Below are 17,532 nucleotides of genomic sequence, written 5' to 3' on the forward strand. Positions count from 1 at the left end.
TTTTCAAACTGCCCATCGCGTTGCCAAAAAACTAATCACCTGGTTAATGAGAATAAAAAGAGGAAGCCGCTGAGTGAATAAATTGAGTACACTGCCCCTACTCAATCTGATTTGGACAAGTAGCTAATGAAACTGACTATCGTGCGTCTGGTGACCTTTAGCGACCAGGATCATATCGACCTGGGCAAGATCTGGCCGGAATATTCCCCTTCGTCGCTGCGCGTTGATGAGACCCACCGCATTTATGCCGCGCGTTTTAACGAGCGCCTGCTGGCTGCGGTTCGCGTAACCCTGAGCGGTACAGAAGGGGCGCTGGACTCGCTGCGCGTGCGTGACGTCACCCGTCGTCGCGGTGTGGGACAGTATTTAATTGAAGAAGTGATCCGCGAAAACCCGAGCGTGACCTCATGGTGGATGGCTGACGTGGGCGTGGAAGACCGCGGCGTGATGGCGGCGTTTATGCAGGCGTTAGGGTTTACGGCGCAGGGGAGCGGGTGGGAGAAGCGCTAAAAGAAAGCCGGGTGGCGGCTGCGCCTTACCCGGCCTACATTATCTGCCGCATTTTCCCAAGCATTTCGTGTTGCAGGAAGGCGGCAAGTTATGAAATCCCCGGGAGCTTACATAAGTAAGTGACCGGGGTTGAATAACGCAGCCAACGCACCTGCGGCGCGAAAGGCGACGGGAAAATTATTTGGCGTCGGTCGCCGTGCCGTTCGCATGCCAGTCAAACACGCCGAACTCGAAGCCCTTCAGGTCGCCCTTCGCGTCCCAGGAGAGTGGTCCCATGACGGTCTCGACGGTATTCGCTTTCAGCCAGGTGGCAATCTCAGCCGGATCGGCTGACTGGTTCAGGCCCGCCTGCAGCGACTGCAGCGCCGCGTAGGTGGTCCAGACGAACGCGCCGCTTGGATCCTGTTTCTTCGCCTTGATGGCATCCACGATAGGTTTGTTCGCAGGGACCTGGTCGTAGTTCTTCGGTTTGGTCACCAGCAGGCCTTCGGCTGATTCACCCGCAATGTTAGACAGGGAAACGTTCGCCACGCCTTCCGGGCCCATAAACTGGGTTTTCAGGCCCGCAGCGCGCGCCTGGCGCAGGATCTGGCCCATTTCCGGGTGGTAGCCACCGTAGTAAACGAAATCAATATTCTCTTTCTTCAGACGCGCTACCAGGGTGGAGAAGTCTTTCTCACCGGCGGTGATCCCGTCGAAGAACACCACGTCAGCATTCGCTTTCTTGAGGTTGTCCTGCACTGAACGCGCCAGACCTTCACCGTACTGCTGCTTATCATGAACGATAGCAATGCGCTTCGGCTTCACTTTTTCAACGATGTATTTCGCCGCGGTTGGGCCCTGGTCAGAGTCCAGGCCGGTGGTGCGCAGGGTCAGCTTGTAGCCGCGCGCGGTCAGCTCCGGTGCGGTCGCTGCCGGGGTAATCATCAGAATACCTTCGTCTTCGTAGATGTCAGACGCCGGCTGGGTAGAGGAGGAGCACAGGTGACCGATAACGTATTTGATCCCGTCGTTCACCACTTTGTTCGCGACCGCGACCGCTTGTTTCGGGTCACAGGCATCATCATATTTTACGATCTGCAGTTTTTCGCCTTTGATACCGCCCTTAGCATTAATGTCTGCAACCGCCTGCTCAGCGCCGGTAAATTCCTGGTCGCCGTACTGTGCTACCGGACCGGACATTGCGCCAACCACAGCCACCTTGATGTCTGCCTGTGCCATGGTGCTGAATGCCAACGCGATACATCCTGCCAGTAACGCTTTACCCTTCATGTTCATCCTGAGATTCCCCATTATTATGGTTATTACGATTGTTGTGATGTTGTTGTACAGCGCTTTATGTCAGTTATAGGTGTGCTGTCCGCGCTTTTTCAGCATACTCTGCTAAAACATACCCGATTTTTATGATTTTGGAATAGCTAATTTGAAATGAATATATGATAAGCCCGGCAGGGATTTTCGCCGGGCATGTGGCTTTAACGTGTCAGCGACGCGGAGATAATGTCCAGCGCTTTACGGAACTGCGCTTCAGGGATAGTCAGCGGATAGAGGAAGCGAATGACGTTGCCATAGACGCCGCAGCTCAGAAGGAGCAGCCCTTCCTGCAACGCGCGCTCCTGCACCTGGCGGGTAAATTCCGGCGAAGGCTGACCCGTTTGCGGGTCGTTAAACTCCACCGCCACCATCGAGCCCTGCGCGCGAATGTCAGCGATATACGGGCAGTGTTCCTTCGCCTTGTTCAGCACTTCCACCAGGTGATGGCCAAGATGCGCCGAGCGCGTGCAGAGATCCTCTTCATCAATCACGTCGAGCACGGCATGCGCCGCCGCAATCGCCAGCGGGTTTCCGGCGTAGGTACCGCCCAGCCCGCCAGGCGCGGGTGCGTCCATCACCTCCGCACGGCCAGAAACCGCAGAAAGCGGCATTCCGCCCGCCAGGCTTTTCGCCATGGTGATCAGATCGGGCTTCACGCAGTGATGTTCCATCGAGAACAGCTTGCCGGTACGGGCAAAGCCGCTTTGCACCTCGTCGGCAATCAGCAAAATACCGTGGGTGTCGCACAGGGCGCGCAGCGCCTGCATAAAATCAGCTGGCGCAATGTTGAAACCGCCCTCGCCCTGAACCGGTTCGAGAATAATGGCCGCGACCTGATCGGGAGCGATATCCGCTTTAAAGATTCGTTCCAGGCTTTTCAACGCTTCCGCCGTGCTAACGCCGTGCAGTTCATTCGGATACTGCGCGTGATACACCGAACCGGGGAATGGGCCAAAGCCGATCTTGTACGGCGCAACTTTGCCGGTCAGCGCCATGGTCATAAAGGTGCGGCCGTGGAACGCGCCGCCAAAGGTGATAAGGCCAGGACGTTTGGTGTACGCCCGGGCAATTTTGACCGCGTTTTCGACCGCCTCTGCCCCCGTAGAGAAGAAGGCTGTCTTGGCGGGACCGTCAACGGGCACGCGCTGGTTGATGCGCTCGGCAAGCGCCACATAGCCTTCGTACGGCACAATCTGGTACGCCGTATGGGTAAACGCGTGGAGCTGTTTTTCAATGGCGGAAATGACTTTTGGATGGCGATGGCCAGTATTCAGCACCGCGATCCCGGCGGCGAAGTCGATGTACTCGTTGCCTTCCACGTCCCACACGGTGGCGTTTTCAGCTTTATCGGCATAGAAGTTACACATCACGCCGATGCCGCGCGGCGTCGCCTGTAAACGCCGGTCGTTCAGTTCGTTATTTTTCACCCTGTCCCCCTGAGTAAGTCGCCTGCTTAGCGCATCAGTAAGTGTTTGCCAGGGGGAGGGAATTCGCCAGAGCGGGCGCTAAAAAAACAAAACCCCCGGACTTTCATCCAGGGGTCTCGGTGTACTTCGCGAAAATTACGCTTCGATAGCGGCGCGAAGTTTTTTCATGGCGTTCTTTTCAAGCTGACGGACACGTTCCGCAGAAACGCCGTAGCGGTCGGCCAGCTCCTGCAGCGTGGACTTGTTGTCTTCGTCCAGCCAGCGGGCGCGGATAATATCCTGGCTACGCTCGTCGAGGCCTTCCATCGCATGGGTCAGCTTGTTCGCAGCCTGATCTTCCCAGTTATCCTCTTCGATGCCATCAGCAAAGTTAGAGGTTTTATCCTGCAGATACAGAACCGGCGCCATCGGCTGGCTGTCAGATGCGTCGTCGTCGGAGGACATATCAAAGGTCATGTCCTGCGCGGCCATACGGGATTCCATCTCACGCACGTCTTTGCTGGTTACGCCCAGCTCGCGCGCCACCATTTCCACTTCATCCTGATTGAACCAGCCCAGACGCTGCTTGGCTTTACGCAGGTTGAAGAACAGTTTACGCTGCGCTTTTGTCGTGGCGACTTTCACGATACGCCAGTTGCGCAGCACGTATTCATGAATTTCTGCTTTGATCCAGTGCACGGCGAAGGAGACCAGTCGCACACCCACTTCCGGGTTAAAGCGACGCACAGCCTTCATCAGGCCGATGTTACCTTCCTGAATCAAGTCCGCCTGCGGCAGGCCATAGCCCGCATAGTTACGAGCAACGTGAACAACAAAGCGCAGGTGAGACAGGATCAGCGTCTTAGCTGCTTCCAGATCGCCCTGGTAATGCAGCTTTTCAGCAAGCTCCTTTTCTTCCTCGGCCGTTAACATCGGCCAGGTGTTCGCAGCCCGGATATAAGATTCCAGGTTACCAACAGGGGCTAAAGCTAAAGTTTGCATTTCTTTGGTCATTCATTCCTCTCAATGTTTCTTCTGGTCCAGGTCGTCCCCGTCAGGCAACAACCATGCCAAAGCGTTTGAGCAACGAGATTAGCATTCACTCTTTTATCAGACAGTGATTTTATCCACAAGTTCCAGGTGCAACGGTGAATAAATTACGCACAAAATGTGACATGGAAATGATAACAGGGGGAGCGACAACAGGGACGCTTTCCCTGCAGAGCGAACATCTCGGTGCAGGGAAAGATTATATCACGCTTTTATTAGTCGGGAGTAAAGTGACGTAAATGTTGAACGGTTGCCAGCCAGGCAGCCACCCACCCAATCATCGAGCAAACCAGCAGCAGTAACAGACACTCATCGAACCCTAAGCCACTGATATCAAACTTCGTTCCAAAAACCTGCGCCACTTCAGTCACGGCAGAAGAAAGCCGCATCACCAAAATTTCTGACAATATCAGTGAAAGAAATGCGCCGGAAAAACCGAGCAATGCGCCGCCGTAAAGGAACGGTCGGAGGATGAAGCCATCCGTCGCACCAATCAGTTTCTGCACGTTGATGGTATCGCGACGGGCGAAAATGCTCAGGCGCACGCTGTTACCGATGACGAGGAAGACCGCCGCCACCATCAGCACGCCAATCATCGCCGCGACGCGTCCTACCAGCCCGGTCAAGGCAGCAAGGCGCGCAAACCAGCTGTCGTCCATGCGCACTTCATCAATGCCCTTAATGCGCGTGATGCGATCGCGCAGGGTGTTAAGCGAATCGGTCCCCTGGAAATCCAGCTTCGGGATCACCACCGCCACGGCGGGCAGCGGGTTTTCTTCGAGCATATCCAGCGCGCCGCCAAAGCCAGACCAGTTACGGAACTCGCCCAGCGCGTCTTCACGTGAGAGATAGTTGACCTTCTCCACGCCCTGCTCGGCCTGGATTTGCCCAACCACCTGCGCCGCGGCGTTATCGTCGAGCGCTTTATCCATATAGACCGTGATCTGCGGCGACGGATAATACTGTGAAGCCGCCTGGTTGACGTTTTTATAGACCATGTAGCAGACGCTTGGCAGCGTCAGGGAGATGGCGATCACCATCACCGTCAGGAACGTCGCCAGCGGTTTGCTTTTCAGGTCCTGCAGCGCGCCGTGGAAGGCGTAGCGCACCTGCTCGTTAAACACGTTGGTTTTACGGGAGGCCGGTTTTGGCGCGGCCTTCTGGCGCTTCGGCGCATTACGATTGCCGTCACCACCGCCCTGCGGCTTACGGAAACGATCAAACCGGTTCCCGAACTGCCGAATCTGGTTCATTGCATCACGCTTGTTCACCGTGGCCTCCGTGCAAATGCCCGTCGCTCAGGGTCAGCATGCGGTACGAACGACGGGAAATGAGCCCGATGTCGTGCGTCGCCATCAATACCGTGACCCCTACGCGGTTGAATTCCTCAAACAGACGCAAAATCCCTTCGGACAGGGCATCGTCCAGGTTACCGGTTGGTTCATCCGCCAGCAGTACGGCAGGCTTGTTCACCACCGCACGGGCGATGCCCACGCGCTGCTGCTCACCGCCGGACAGCTGGATCGGGAAGTTCTTCGCTTTGTCCAGCAGCCCGACCTTATCCAGCGCCGCAGAAACGCGACGGCGGATATCGTCATAGCTGGCGCCGGCAATAATCAGCGGAATGGCCACGTTATCGAAAACGGTGCGATCCATCAGCAGGTGGTGATCCTGGAAAATCATGCCGATCTGACGACGCAGGAACGGCACTTCGCGGTTTTTCAGGCGGCTGATCTCATGGCCGCCGAAAAAGATTTTCCCGGCGCTTGGCCGCTCGATCCCACAGATAAGCTTGAGCAGGGTACTTTTCCCCGCGCCGGAATGGCCGGTCAGGAATGCCATCTCGCCCGGCTGCAGGTGGAATGTCACCCCCTGCAGCGCTTGTCTCCCACCGAGATAGGCCTTGCTGACGTGTTCAAAGCGAATCATTGTTAGTCCTCTCGGGCAAATAATGCCTCAATAAAGTCGTCCGCCTTAAACGGACGCAAATCCTCAATACGCTCGCCCACACCGATGTAGCGGATAGGAATGCCGAACTGATCGGCCACGGAGAAGATCACCCCGCCTTTCGCGGTGCCGTCCAGCTTGGTCAGCGCGATCCCCGTCAGTCCTACCGCTTCATTGAACAGCTTCGCCTGGCTGATGGCGTTCTGTCCGGTGCTGGCATCAATGGTCAGCATAATTTCATGCGGCGCGTCTTCGTCCAGCTTCTTCATGACGCGGACGATTTTCTTCAACTCTTCCATCAGGTGCGATTTGTTCTGCAAACGCCCTGCGGTATCGGCAATCAGCACGTCCACGTTGCGCGCCTTCGCCGCCTGGATGGCATCGAAGATCACGGACGCGGAGTCAGCGCCGGTATGCTGGGCAATCACCGGAATGTTGTTGCGCTGGCCCCAAACCTGCAGCTGCTCAACCGCCGCCGCACGGAAGGTATCGCCCGCCGCCAGCATCACCGATTTGCCCTGCTGCTCGAACTGACGCGCCAGCTTGCCGATGGTGGTGGTTTTACCCACGCCGTTCACACCAACCATCAGAATAACAAATGGCGTTTTGCCTTCAATATTAAGCGGTTCGTCAACTTTTGCGAGAATTTCACCCATCTCGTCTTTCAGCAGACCGTACAGCGCTTCGGCGTCGCGCAGCTGTTTGCGGCTCGCCCCTTCGGTCAGATTGGCGATGATCTTACGGGTGGTTTCCACGCCGACGTCCGCAATCAGCAGCTGTTCTTCCAGCTCTTCAAAGAGATCGTCGTCGATCTTCTTGCCGCGGAACAGACTGATAAATCCGGATCCTAAGTTTTCTTTGGTTTTGAGCAGGCTGCGCTTCAGGCGCGCGAAGAAACCTTCTTTGGTCGGTTTTTCCTGCTCCTGAACGATCTCTTCTTCCGGCTGTTCTTCCACCGGCACGACGATGACCGCCTCTTCCGCGGCTTCCGCCGCCAGCGCCTGGGCTTCCAGCTCTTCGTCGGTCAGCTCTGGCTCGAGTGCCGCTTCTTCTTCCACCGCCTCAACGATTTCAACTGTTTCCGCTTCGGCCTGCCACTCTTCGGCAGACACCTCTTCGGCTTTCACCTCTTCCGGCAGCGGCAGCTCTTCGTGCTCGATTACGGCCTGCGGCGCTTCGGCAACGGCGTCGATGACAACCGGTTCTGGCTTCTCGCTCTCCTGAACCTGTTCAGTGACCTCAACCACCTCTTCTGCAAAGGATTCAATCTCTTCTTTGCTGTGCGCCGTTTCTTCCGCTTCGACAACCGCGGCGGTTTCTACAGGCGTTTCAGGCTGTGACTGCTCTTCAACGGCTTGTTGCTCTTCGGTTTTCTGTTCTGTTTCTTGCTCTTTTTCACCGAAGCCCAGCCAGGAAAAGAAGCCACGTTTTTTTTGTTTTGCCATCTGCGACTACACTCCTCGCGGCGCTATATACATGGAAGCTAAAAAAATGATGAAATAGTCTAACACTTTACTTAATTGACATCACCGCCCGCAATCGCAGGCCAATTGTTAACAGAGCTTTCCTGAGATGAAGAAACCCAACCGCGCCCCGGCCGGTCAAATTCGTATTATCGGCGGTCAGTGGCGAGGCCGGAAATTACCGGTGCCGGACAGCCCCGGTTTACGCCCTACTACCGATCGCGTGCGCGAGACGCTGTTTAACTGGCTGGCCCCGTCAATGGTAGACGCCCACTGCCTGGACTGCTTCGCCGGAAGCGGCGCGCTCGGGCTTGAAGCGCTGTCGCGCTATGCCGCCAGCGCCACGCTGCTGGAGATGGAGCGCGGCGTTGCGCAGACGCTGCAGCAAAATCTGGCGACGCTGAAGGCGAGCAACGCCAAAGTCGTGAACACCAACACGCTGAGTTTTCTTGCGCAGCAAGGCACGCCGCATAACGTGGTGTTTGTCGATCCGCCGTTCCGCAAGGGGCTGCTGGAAGAGACGTTATCCCTGCTGGAGCAAAACGGCTGGCTGGCGGATGACGCGCTAATTTACGTTGAAAGCGAAGTGGAAAACGGTCTGCCGCCGGTTCCCACTCACTGGGATCTGCACCGCGAAAAGGTCGCCGGCCAGGTCGCTTACCGTCTTTATCACCGTCAGGCACAAGGAGGCTCCGATGCCGGTACTGATTAACCTGGGACGTTTGCTGATGCTGGGCGTCTGGGCATTTTTGATTTTAAATCTTGTGCACCCGTTCCCGCGCCCGATGAACATTTTCGTTAACGTGGCGCTGATTTTCACGTCGTTTATGCACGCCCTGCAGATGGTGATGCTGAAAAACGGCCTGCCGAAAGACGGCCCACAGATGACGGGCTGGCAGCAGCTGCGCGTGTTTATTTTCGGCGTGTTTGAACTGCTGGTGTGGATGAAAAAGTTTAAGGCGCAGGTGAAGAAGTAAGGGGCGGCCTGATGCCCTCACCCTCTCCCACAGGGAGAGGGGACCGTTCGTGCATTATTCCGTCCTGAACCCCTCAAACCGCGTCCCTTTGTAGCTCAACGTCCCTTTCTCCCCCACCGTCAGCTGATGGTACTGCTGCGCCTCCAGGCGGAAGGTCATCTCCAGGCCGCCCGTTTCCGGCCTAAAGCTCGCTTCATAGCGCATTGCTGTGCCCGCAGGTGTCACCTGCTGCTGGCGCGAGCGGCGGTCGTTGAGCGGTTTCTCGCGTTTGTTGGTCACCTCCACGCGCTTTTGCATCAGCGGCGCGGCATCGTTATCCGCCTTCTCGCGGCGCTGCTGCACGAAACGGAACGAGGCGGCAATGACGATAATCGCCACCACGATAATGAAAAAAAGCGGCATCTTGCTCATTCGACAATCCCATCAGATTTTGCGGAATTCAGGATACCTTGCCTCCCCCGCCATTGCCAAACGCCCGCCCGCGTCACTACACTGGATCAGAAACTGATTATTCAGACTTAACAGATACAGGGAGTTAATATGCTTTGGTCATTTATCGCTGTCTGTTTTTCCGCATGGCTTTATGTCGATGCGTCGTATCGCGGTCCCACCTGGCAGCGCTGGTTGTTTAAACCGGTCACGCTGTTGCTCCTGCTGCTGCTGGCATGGCAAGCGCCGATGTTCAACGCCGTCAGCTATCTGGTGCTCGCCGGGCTGTGTGCATCCCTGATTGGCGATGCCTTAACCCTGCTCCCGCGCCAGCGCCTGCTGTACGCCGTTGGGGCGTTCTTCCTGTCGCATCTGCTCTATACCATCTACTTTGCCAGCCAGATGACGCTCTCCTTCTTCTGGCCGCTGCCGCTGGTGCTGCTGGTGATTGGCGCGCTGCTGATTGCGGTGATCTGGTCGCGTCTGGAAGAGATGCGTTTGCCGGTCTGTACCTTTATCGCCATGACGCTGGTGATGGTGTGGCTGGCGGGCGAGCTGTGGTTCTTCCGTCCGACCGCTCCGGCGATGTCCGCGTTCTTCGGTGCCGCGCTGCTGCTGATCGGGAATGTCGTCTGGCTGGGCAGCCACTATCGCCGCCGCTTCCGGGCGGATAACGCGATTGCCTCCGCGTGTTACTTTGCCGGGCATTTCCTGATTGTGCGTTCGCTGTATATCTAAATAGCGCTTGACTCTGGAGTCGACTCCAGAGTGTATGCTGCGGTTAATGAGAAAATTATCATTGCCGGAGACTGCCATGTCGACTCCAGAAATACCTAAAAAAGTACCTCAATTCTCGGCACTTAAGCTCAGCCCGGCTCCGTCGAAAGACGACTGCTGCTGCGAAGGCGCGTGCGAAACGCCAACTCAACCCCTTCCTGAAAGCGGGAACCGCTTCAGCTGGGTCGTCAACGGCATGGACTGCGCGGCCTGCGCCCGCAAGGTGGAAAACGCCGTCAAGCAGGTGCCGGGCGTGAGCCACGTTCAGGTGCTGTTTGCCACCGAAAAGCTGCTGGTCAGCGCCGATAACGACGTCAGCAAACAGGTTGAAGCCGCCGTCAGCAAGGCGGGCTATACCCTGCGCAGCGAAACGGCGCCCGTTGAAAAAGCCTCCTCACTGAAAGAAAACCTGCCGCTCATTACCCTCATCATCATGATGGCCCTGAGCTGGGGTCTGGAGCAGATTAACCATCCGTTCGGCAATCTGGCGTTTATCGCCACCACGCTGGTCGGCCTGTTCCCGATTGCCCGTCAGGCGCTGCGCCTGATGAAAAGCGGCAGCTGGTTTGCCATCGAAACGCTGATGAGCGTGGCGGCAATCGGCGCGCTGTTCATTGGCGCGACGGCGGAAGCGGCGATGGTGCTGCTGCTGTTCTTAATCGGCGAACGCCTTGAGGGCTGGGCGGCGAGCCGGGCGCGTAAAGGGGTCAGCGCGCTGATGGCGCTGAAGCCGGAAACCGCCACTCGCGTGATAAACGGCACGCGTGAAACGGTCGCCATCACTACGCTGCGCCCGGGAGACGTGATTGAAGTGGCAGCAGGGGGCCGTCTGCCCGCAGACGGCGCGCTGCTTACCACCACCGCGAGCTTTGATGAAAGCGCCCTGACCGGGGAATCCATTCCGGTAGAGCGTGCCGCGGGTGAAAAAGTGCCTGCTGGTGCCACCAGCGTCGACCGTCTGGTGCAGCTCACCGTGCTTTCCGAGCCGGGCGACAGCGCCATCGACCGTATCCTGAAGCTGATTGAAGAGGCAGAGGAGCGCCGCGCGCCGGTCGAACGCTTTATCGATCGCTTCAGCCGTATTTATACCCCTGCCATCATGCTGGTTGCCCTGCTGGTCACCGTCGTCCCGCCGCTGTTCTTTGGCGCGCCGTGGGAGGGCTGGATTTATAAAGGGCTGACGCTGCTGCTGATTGGCTGCCCGTGCGCGCTGGTGATTTCCACCCCGGCGGCGATTACCTCAGGTCTGGCGGCAGCGGCACGTCGCGGCGCGCTGATTAAGGGCGGCGCGGCGCTGGAACAGCTGAGCCAGGTTCAGCATATCGCCTTCGATAAAACCGGTACGTTAACCGTCGGCAAGCCGCAGGTGACCGGCGTATATCCGCAGGAAACCAGTGAAGATGAGCTGCTTACGCTGGCCGCCGCCGTTGAACAGGGGTCCACTCACCCGCTGGCGCAGGCGATTGTGCGAGAAGCGCAGTCGCGCGGGCTGAACATCCCTCCGGCAACCGCCCAGCGGGCGCTGGTCGGGTCAGGGATTGAGGCCACCGTTGACGGTAAAAAGGTGCTGATTGTCGCGGCAGGCAAGTCTTCCAGTCCAGAGGTTGAGGCGTTAGAACAGACCGGACAAACCGTCGTGACCGTCCTGCAGGACGGCGTCGCGAAAGGGATGCTGGCGCTGCGCGATACCCTGCGCGATGACGCAAAAGAAGCCGTGGCGGCGCTGCACAAGCTGGGCGTACAGGGCGTTATTCTCACCGGTGATAACCCTCGCGCGGCGGCAGCGATTGCCGGTGAGCTGGGGCTGGAGTTTAAAGCCGGATTGTTGCCTGCGGATAAGGTCAGCGCCGTGACGGAACTGAACGCTCGCGGGCCGCTGGCAATGGTCGGTGACGGGATTAACGACGCCCCGGCGATGAAAGCGTCCACCATTGGTATTGCGATGGGCAGCGGGACCGACGTGGCGCTGGAAACGGCCGACGCGGCATTGACGCACAACCGCCTGACCGGGCTGGCGCAGATGATTAGCCTGGCGCGGGCGACGCGGGCCAATATCCGTCAGAACATCGGTATCGCGCTCGGTCTGAAAGGGATTTTCCTCGTGACGACCCTGCTCGGCATGACCGGACTGTGGCTGGCGGTGCTGGCGGATACCGGGGCAACGGTGCTGGTGACGGCGAACGCGCTCCGGCTGCTGCGTCGCCGATAAAAAAGCCCGGTGGCGCTAACGCTTACCGGGCCTCAATATCTTGCTAAATCGTAGGCCGGGTAAGGCGAAGCCGCCACCCGGCTTTTTTTATACGAAATAGCTCATCGCCAGGCCTAAAAACAGCACCAGACCGACGTAGTTGTTGTTCATAAACGCTTTAAAGCATGCGTCGCGCTCACGCTTAGCAATCAGCTTTTGCTGGTACGCAAACAGCAGTCCCGCCACCAGTACTGACCAGTAAAACTCCCAGTTCAGCCCGTTCAGGCGACCGATCGCGACCATAAGCGCCAGTACCGCGACCTGCAGGATACCGATAATCAGCTTGTCCTGACGACCAAAGAGGATGGCGGTGGATTTGATGCCAATCTTCAGGTCATCGTCGCGATCTACCATCGCGTATTGCGTGTCATACGCCACGGCCCAGAGAATGTTCGCCAGGAACATCAGCCAGCAGCTGAGCGGTAAGGACTCACTAACCGCCGCAAACGCCATCGGAATCGACCAGCCAAACGCCGCGCCCAGCACCACCTGAGGCAGGTGGGTATAGCGCTTCATAAACGGATACACCCAGGCCAACGCCAGCGCCGCAACGGAAAGCAGAATGGTCATGGTGTTGAGGGTTAACACCAGCAGGAAAGAGAGCAGCACCAGAACAATGAACAGCACGCGGGCTTCTTTCCCGGTGACCTGCCCGCTGGGTAACGGACGACCAGCAGTACGCTTAACATGACCGTCGAATTTACGATCGGCATAGTCATTCACCACGCAGCCCGCCGCGCGCATCAGCCAGACGCCGGCAACGAACACGGCCAGGATCCACAGCGGCGGCACGCCCGGCGTGGCGAGCCACAGCGCCCACAGGGTCGGCCACAATAGCAGTAACGCGCCAATGGGTTTATCGGTACGCATTAAGCGGTGATACGCCAACAGCTTATTCTGCGTCAGGCTCCACTCCATTTTTTCTTCCTCTTAGTACAACGGTGATGCCGGTAAAAAAAGCTCCGTCAGAATTAACGGCTTGCCGCTCAGGCGAAGGCGGGAACGACGCCCCCAGAGTTCGGCATCACGACCAATCTCAATAAAATCCCGGGTAAGCTCAGACGAGGTGAAAAGGTAACGCCCCAGCGGCGTTTTCCCCAGACGCTGCAGCGCCAGTTCTGGCCCGGAAAGGGTGGACTCGGGCACCACCGTCCGCCCGGCAAGCCACGGCTCACCGTCAGCACAGAGTAAAATTTCGCGCAGCCAGTAACGTGGCTCTTGCGGCAGCAGCGGTAGCTCGCTGGCGATCTCATCGCCAGAGACAAACCCTTCCTGAATCAGGGTCACCGTGACCGTTTTACCCTGTTGCTCAAAACGTTTCGTCATGGAATCTTCCAGCAACAGCCAGTCCAGTTGCTGCGGATCAAGCGCAGGTATTTGGTCGAAATAGCGCAGCGCACGCAGTTGCGTTAGCGCAGGGTGTGACATGCCAGACTCTCCGATACATAACGTAATGGCATTGTATCGCAGAAACACGGATTGAGGGGGGCCAAACGTTATTTAACGATCACGATCGCAACATGGGCGCAACAGCCTGGCGGCTACGAAAAAAAGTGCGCCCACTCAGGCGCACCAAACTACTAACAAATCAGCACTGTGGGGAAACGGTTACCCCTTGCCTTTTACACTGCTGATAAAGGTGGAACGGGCAGTGGTTGAACCTAAACGTTCGGCTTCATCAAGCAGTTTTAGCGCTTTATCGACATCGCCGCGCTTCACCGCCTGCTTAATGGCGTTGTTGAAGTACTCTTCGGTGTCGTTCAGTACCGGCTCGGCTTTCTTCGCCGGGGCTGGCGCGGCGGTCGCCACCGGTGCGGCTGCCGTAGCAGCTGGCGCGGTATAGGCAGGAGCAGCAGTGTTACCTACAGTGACAGGGCCGGTGCCGGAGGAGCCAAACAGCGGGCCGACCAGCACGCTGGACGCATTGTTCGTTGAGACTTTCAGTTTAAGCAGGCCGTCGGTGACGTGGCGCGCTAACGGATCGGGGATATCCGGAACAGAGTTACCCGTTCCTTTGGCGTAGGCTTTTGCCGGATCGATAAGCTTAGTGGTCTGCTGTAGATCTTTTTCAGTCGTGAAAACCAGAACATAAATCTTCTGCTGTCCCAACGCTGGCGTCAGGCGCATTTTGCCTTCCAGACGGTCGGCGCTCATGACGCCAGGCTCCTGATAACTAAAGTACTCGCTTGGGAAGAAAGCAGACGGCGTCAGATTCTGATCCAGAATCAGAACGTTCGGTGCAAAAACGCTGGTTTGCTTGTTCACTTCGCTGGTCAGCGTCAGGGTTAGCTCACCAATGTTAGCCGGCACGCTGTAGGCGGCAACCGGCCCGGTGATACCCGGCACGTTCAGCTGCTGGCCGCCCGTAGAAAGCTGTGTCGACTGGGTTTTGGATTGATCAACTGGCGTCCATGTCAGCTGCTGGAGGGCCGCCGCCGGGATAGCCGGCGCAGCGCTGGTATTTTGTGGCACGAAATTCACGTCCGCAAAGGAGACCGCCGGAACACAGGCCATCAGCCCCGCAGAGAGGCACAGCGCGACGAGACTTTTCTTCATTTTCATTGTTATTACCTCTGATAGCGTGAGCACTGCGGTGGCCAGGCAATAGCGCGCAGCACCCTAAGGATAGAGGGGCTTGCGCCCCTCTTTTTAGGTCATTACGTCAGGTCTAACGAATTACCACCAGATTTCCATCTGGGCACCGAAGGTCCACTCATCAGAGTCGCCGCGGCTGAAGGTTTTTGCGGACGTGTCGCTGTAAGCAATACCAGAGTCATAGCCTGCACCGGAGTCGCCGTTCGCGTAGCCCCATTTCTCATCCCATTTCGCGTAGGTTGCGAAGACGCGGATAGCCGGACGGGACCAGATGCTGTCGCCAGCCTGCCATTGCTGTGCCAGGGTAATTTTGTACTGGCTGTTCGTGTCGTCAGTTTTCTGAGACTTGACGTTGTCGTAGCCCACTTCCAGCAGGGTGCTCATGATTGGCGTCCATTTGTACATAGGACGAACACCGACAGTCCACCATTTGGTGCCGTTGTTGTTATCCAGGTTGATGTCCTGGTACATACCCACGTACATCAGATCCCAGGAGTCGCCCAGAGAGATCGCACCGTGGTCCAGAACACGCCACATGTCACCGTTGTTGTTGATGCTACCGCCTTCCGCACGACCCTTGCCGTTGGAGGTCATAGAGTCAGTTGCGTACTGCAGCACAAATTTGTTAAAGCCCTTCAGCATGCTCTGGGTATGTTCAGCAGTGAACATCCAGCCGTCTTTAGACGCGCCAGGCTGCAGGTAGTAATCATCAGGAATATTGGTGTGACCATAATCAACACCGAACTCCAGCGTACCGCCTTCGTTGACCTGCATCTGTGCTAAACGGACGTCGAAGACATCGTTCGGTACCAGGTTGTCATAAATACGGTTACCCAGCGCGTCACGATCCGCGAAGGTCGCTGAGCCGCCCGCTTCAGAAGAACGGGTTGCGGCCAGAGAGAGCTTACCGAAGCCCAGGTCGATGTTTTCGATACCCGCACCAGGACCTGAAATATCCCAGTAGTAGAAGTCGATCATGTGAACGTCATGACGCTGATAGAAGCGCTTACCGGCCCAGATGGTGGAACCTGGCAGTGCTTCAATGAGGTTTTTACCCTGCACGTTAGCTTCACGGAAGGCCGGGCTGGTGGATTCCCAGTCGTTCTGCTGAGAAACGGAATACGCGACGTTGGTGTCGAAGTAGAAGCTCTTATCGCCCTCTTTCCACACTTCCTGGCCCAGCTTCAGTTCAGCATAGGTCTCACATTCGTTACCGAGACGGTATTTACTTTGAGCACCTGTTGCCTGGAAGCATTGCTGCTCACCGCCACTCCCGGTCCAGCCAATGCCGGAACGAGCATAACCTTTAAAGTCCACGGCGCCTGCCTGGGCAGACAGGATGCCTGCCGCAATGGCGATTGCCAGAGGGACTTGTTTGCGCAGAGTAATCATCATTCTATCTCCTGAGATCATTGCTTTTCTTTGAACACTTCACCTGTCGGTTTCGTGTCTTCTTTTGGGATTGCTTAAACGCCTGGCTCTTTGTGCAGCCGACGACATGCAGTGCCATCCTCACGGAACAGATGGCAACGCTCTGGCGGCAAGCCGATAGCGAATGTGGCACCCTCTTCTACCAACACCACGTCATTCTGGCGGTAGACCAGGTTCTGACGGATGGCGGGGATCTGGATATGAATCTGTGTTTCGTGACCAAGCTGTTCGACGACCTGAACGTCACCTTCCAGAGTTACATCAGCGATGTGGCTCGGCAGCAGGTGCTCAGGACGAATACCGAGGGACATGTTTGCCCCGACCTGTACGTTGGCGCTGTCGACCGGCAGCCAGACCTGCTGGCGGTTTGGCAGCTCCACCTGTACCTGTTCAATGGCTGTCGCGGTCACTTTGACGGGCAGGAAGTTCATCTTTGGCGAGCCAATAAAGCCCGCAACAAAGCGGTCTGCCGGGTAGTGGTACAGCTCCAGCGGTTTACCCACCTGCGCCACGCGGCCGGCATCCAGCACCACGATTTTGTCGGCGAGGGTCATCGCTTCCACCTGATCGTGGGTGACGTAAATCATCGTGCGGCCAAGACGCTTGTGCAGACGGGAGATTTCAATACGCATCTGGACGCGCAGGGCGGCATCCAGGTTAGAGAGAGGTTCATCGAGCAGGAACACGCGCGGTTCGGCCACCAGCGTACGGCCAATCGCCACACGCTGACGCTGACCACCGGAAAGCGCTTTGGGTTTACGCTCCAGCAGGTGGGCCAGCTGTAACACTTCCGCCACCTGCGTCACGCGCTGGTTAATGACTTCTTTCTTCGCGCCGGCCAGCTTCAGGCCAAAGGACATGTTTTCGGCAACGGAAAGGTGTGGATAGAGTGCATAAGACTGGAACACCATACCGACGCCACGTTCGGCGGGCGGGATGTCGTTCATTCGGGTATCACCAATCAGCAGATCGCCGCTGGTGATGGTTTCAAGACCGGCAATCATACGCAGCAGAGTAGATTTACCACAGCCTGATGGGCCAACAAACACCACGAATTCGCCTTCGTTGATGTCCAGATTGATGTCTTTCGACACCACAACGTCACCCCAGGCTTTCGTTACATTACGCAGCTGTACGCTCGCCATGCCCTTCTCCCTTCGTTACAACCTGTCACCGACAGAAACATTCAAGATAAGTTCACTATGGGGTATCCATTACTTTCCCGAATCCTCCACCCCCCGCCTTTTTTATGGGGGAGGAGGCGGGAGGATGAGGGAGCAGGCTCTGCGACCGCCGCGGGAGGGCTGAGGCAAAATTCGTGAAGCCGCCTGCAAAATTCGGTGGGTTTTTATGTGCGCCAGCACTCATAACTTAAATTTATGCAA

The 17,532-nt window shown here is 57.1% G+C and carries 17 protein-coding genes; 5 read left to right on the top strand and 12 right to left on the bottom strand.

Annotated elements, in window-relative coordinates; translation table 11 throughout:
* The first annotated feature begins 126 nt into the window (after positions 1-126).
* The gene (panM, locus tag DFO52_RS18980; RefSeq protein WP_133550982.1) at positions 127-510 is read left to right on the top strand and encodes an aspartate 1-decarboxylase autocleavage activator PanM; all 384 of its coding nucleotides are present in this window, start codon (positions 127-129) and stop codon (positions 508-510) included.
* A 177-nt stretch (positions 511-687) separates the two neighbouring features.
* On the opposite strand, the gene livJ is transcribed toward panM, so the two are convergent.
* From livJ to ftsY, 6 genes are all read right to left on the bottom strand, one after another.
* Positions 688-1,788, bottom strand: coding sequence for a branched chain amino acid ABC transporter substrate-binding protein LivJ (gene livJ / locus DFO52_RS18985; RefSeq protein WP_072163886.1), 1,101 nt, complete (start codon positions 1,786-1,788; stop codon positions 688-690).
* A gap of 197 nt (positions 1,789-1,985) precedes the next feature.
* On the bottom strand, positions 1,986-3,251 hold the full coding sequence (locus DFO52_RS18990) for a 4-aminobutyrate--2-oxoglutarate transaminase (protein ID WP_133550983.1): 1,266 nt from the start codon (positions 3,249-3,251) through the stop codon (positions 1,986-1,988).
* Between the two features lie 135 nt (positions 3,252-3,386).
* Positions 3,387-4,244, bottom strand: a complete 858-nt coding sequence (gene rpoH / locus DFO52_RS18995; RefSeq protein WP_023334143.1) for an RNA polymerase sigma factor RpoH — start codon at positions 4,242-4,244, stop codon at positions 3,387-3,389.
* A 251-nt stretch (positions 4,245-4,495) separates the two neighbouring features.
* Positions 4,496-5,551: a permease-like cell division protein FtsX gene (ftsX, locus tag DFO52_RS19000; protein WP_029741817.1), complete on the bottom strand. Its 1,056-nt coding sequence runs from the start codon at positions 5,549-5,551 to the stop codon at positions 4,496-4,498.
* A complete protein-coding gene (gene ftsE / locus DFO52_RS19005; protein WP_023310016.1) occupies positions 5,538-6,209 on the bottom strand; it encodes a cell division ATP-binding protein FtsE in 672 nt (223 codons plus the stop codon). The genes ftsX and ftsE overlap by 14 nt, the downstream gene beginning before the upstream one ends.
* 2 nt (positions 6,210-6,211) lie before the next feature.
* Positions 6,212-7,672, bottom strand: a complete 1,461-nt coding sequence (ftsY, locus tag DFO52_RS19010) for a signal recognition particle-docking protein FtsY (RefSeq protein ID WP_133550984.1) — start codon at positions 7,670-7,672, stop codon at positions 6,212-6,214.
* Between the two features lie 127 nt (positions 7,673-7,799).
* On the opposite strand from ftsY, the gene rsmD reads away from it, so the two are divergent.
* The gene (gene rsmD / locus DFO52_RS19015) at positions 7,800-8,402 is read left to right on the top strand and encodes a 16S rRNA (guanine(966)-N(2))-methyltransferase (protein ID WP_029741819.1); all 603 of its coding nucleotides are present in this window, start codon (positions 7,800-7,802) and stop codon (positions 8,400-8,402) included.
* On the top strand, positions 8,386-8,667 hold the full coding sequence (locus tag DFO52_RS19020; RefSeq protein ID WP_010436509.1) for a DUF1145 family protein: 282 nt from the start codon (positions 8,386-8,388) through the stop codon (positions 8,665-8,667). The genes rsmD and DFO52_RS19020 overlap by 17 nt, the downstream gene beginning before the upstream one ends.
* A 54-nt stretch (positions 8,668-8,721) precedes the next feature.
* Here the strand turns inward: DFO52_RS19020 and DFO52_RS19025 are convergent, their stop codons facing one another.
* Positions 8,722-9,078 (bottom strand): DUF2500 domain-containing protein, encoded by a 357-nt coding sequence (locus DFO52_RS19025; protein WP_133550985.1) that lies wholly within the window; start codon positions 9,076-9,078, stop codon positions 8,722-8,724.
* 129 nt (positions 9,079-9,207) lie between these two features.
* On the opposite strand from DFO52_RS19025, the gene DFO52_RS19030 reads away from it, so the two are divergent.
* Positions 9,208-9,834: a lysoplasmalogenase gene (locus tag DFO52_RS19030; RefSeq protein ID WP_029741976.1), complete on the top strand. Its 627-nt coding sequence runs from the start codon at positions 9,208-9,210 to the stop codon at positions 9,832-9,834.
* Between the two features lie 76 nt (positions 9,835-9,910).
* Positions 9,911-12,082 carry a Zn(II)/Cd(II)/Pb(II) translocating P-type ATPase ZntA gene (zntA, locus tag DFO52_RS19035; RefSeq protein WP_133550986.1) on the top strand — a complete coding sequence of 724 codons (2,172 nt, stop codon included), beginning with the start codon at positions 9,911-9,913 and terminating at the stop codon, positions 12,080-12,082.
* An 87-nt stretch (positions 12,083-12,169) separates the two neighbouring features.
* Here the strand turns inward: zntA and ubiA are convergent, their stop codons facing one another.
* From ubiA to malK, 5 genes are all read right to left on the bottom strand, one after another.
* The gene (gene ubiA / locus DFO52_RS19040; RefSeq protein ID WP_133550987.1) at positions 12,170-13,039 is read right to left on the bottom strand and encodes a 4-hydroxybenzoate octaprenyltransferase; all 870 of its coding nucleotides are present in this window, start codon (positions 13,037-13,039) and stop codon (positions 12,170-12,172) included.
* A 12-nt stretch (positions 13,040-13,051) separates the two neighbouring features.
* Complete coding sequence (gene ubiC / locus DFO52_RS19045) at positions 13,052-13,549, bottom strand: chorismate lyase (RefSeq protein ID WP_023334136.1); 498 nt, start codon at positions 13,547-13,549, stop codon at positions 13,052-13,054.
* A gap of 180 nt (positions 13,550-13,729) precedes the next feature.
* On the bottom strand, positions 13,730-14,683 hold the full coding sequence (malM, locus tag DFO52_RS19050) for a maltose operon protein MalM (protein WP_023334135.1): 954 nt from the start codon (positions 14,681-14,683) through the stop codon (positions 13,730-13,732).
* A gap of 114 nt (positions 14,684-14,797) precedes the next feature.
* Positions 14,798-16,111 (bottom strand): maltoporin, encoded by a 1,314-nt coding sequence (locus tag DFO52_RS19055; protein WP_029740620.1) that lies wholly within the window; start codon positions 16,109-16,111, stop codon positions 14,798-14,800.
* Positions 16,112-16,182: 71 nt separating this feature from the next.
* Positions 16,183-17,292 carry a maltose/maltodextrin ABC transporter ATP-binding protein MalK gene (gene malK / locus DFO52_RS19060; RefSeq protein ID WP_023310005.1) on the bottom strand — a complete coding sequence of 370 codons (1,110 nt, stop codon included), beginning with the start codon at positions 17,290-17,292 and terminating at the stop codon, positions 16,183-16,185.
* Positions 17,293-17,532 lie beyond the last annotated feature (240 nt).

Source organism: Enterobacter sp. AG326 (assembly GCF_004362415.1).
Lineage (GTDB): Bacteria > Pseudomonadota > Gammaproteobacteria > Enterobacterales > Enterobacteriaceae > Enterobacter > Enterobacter asburiae.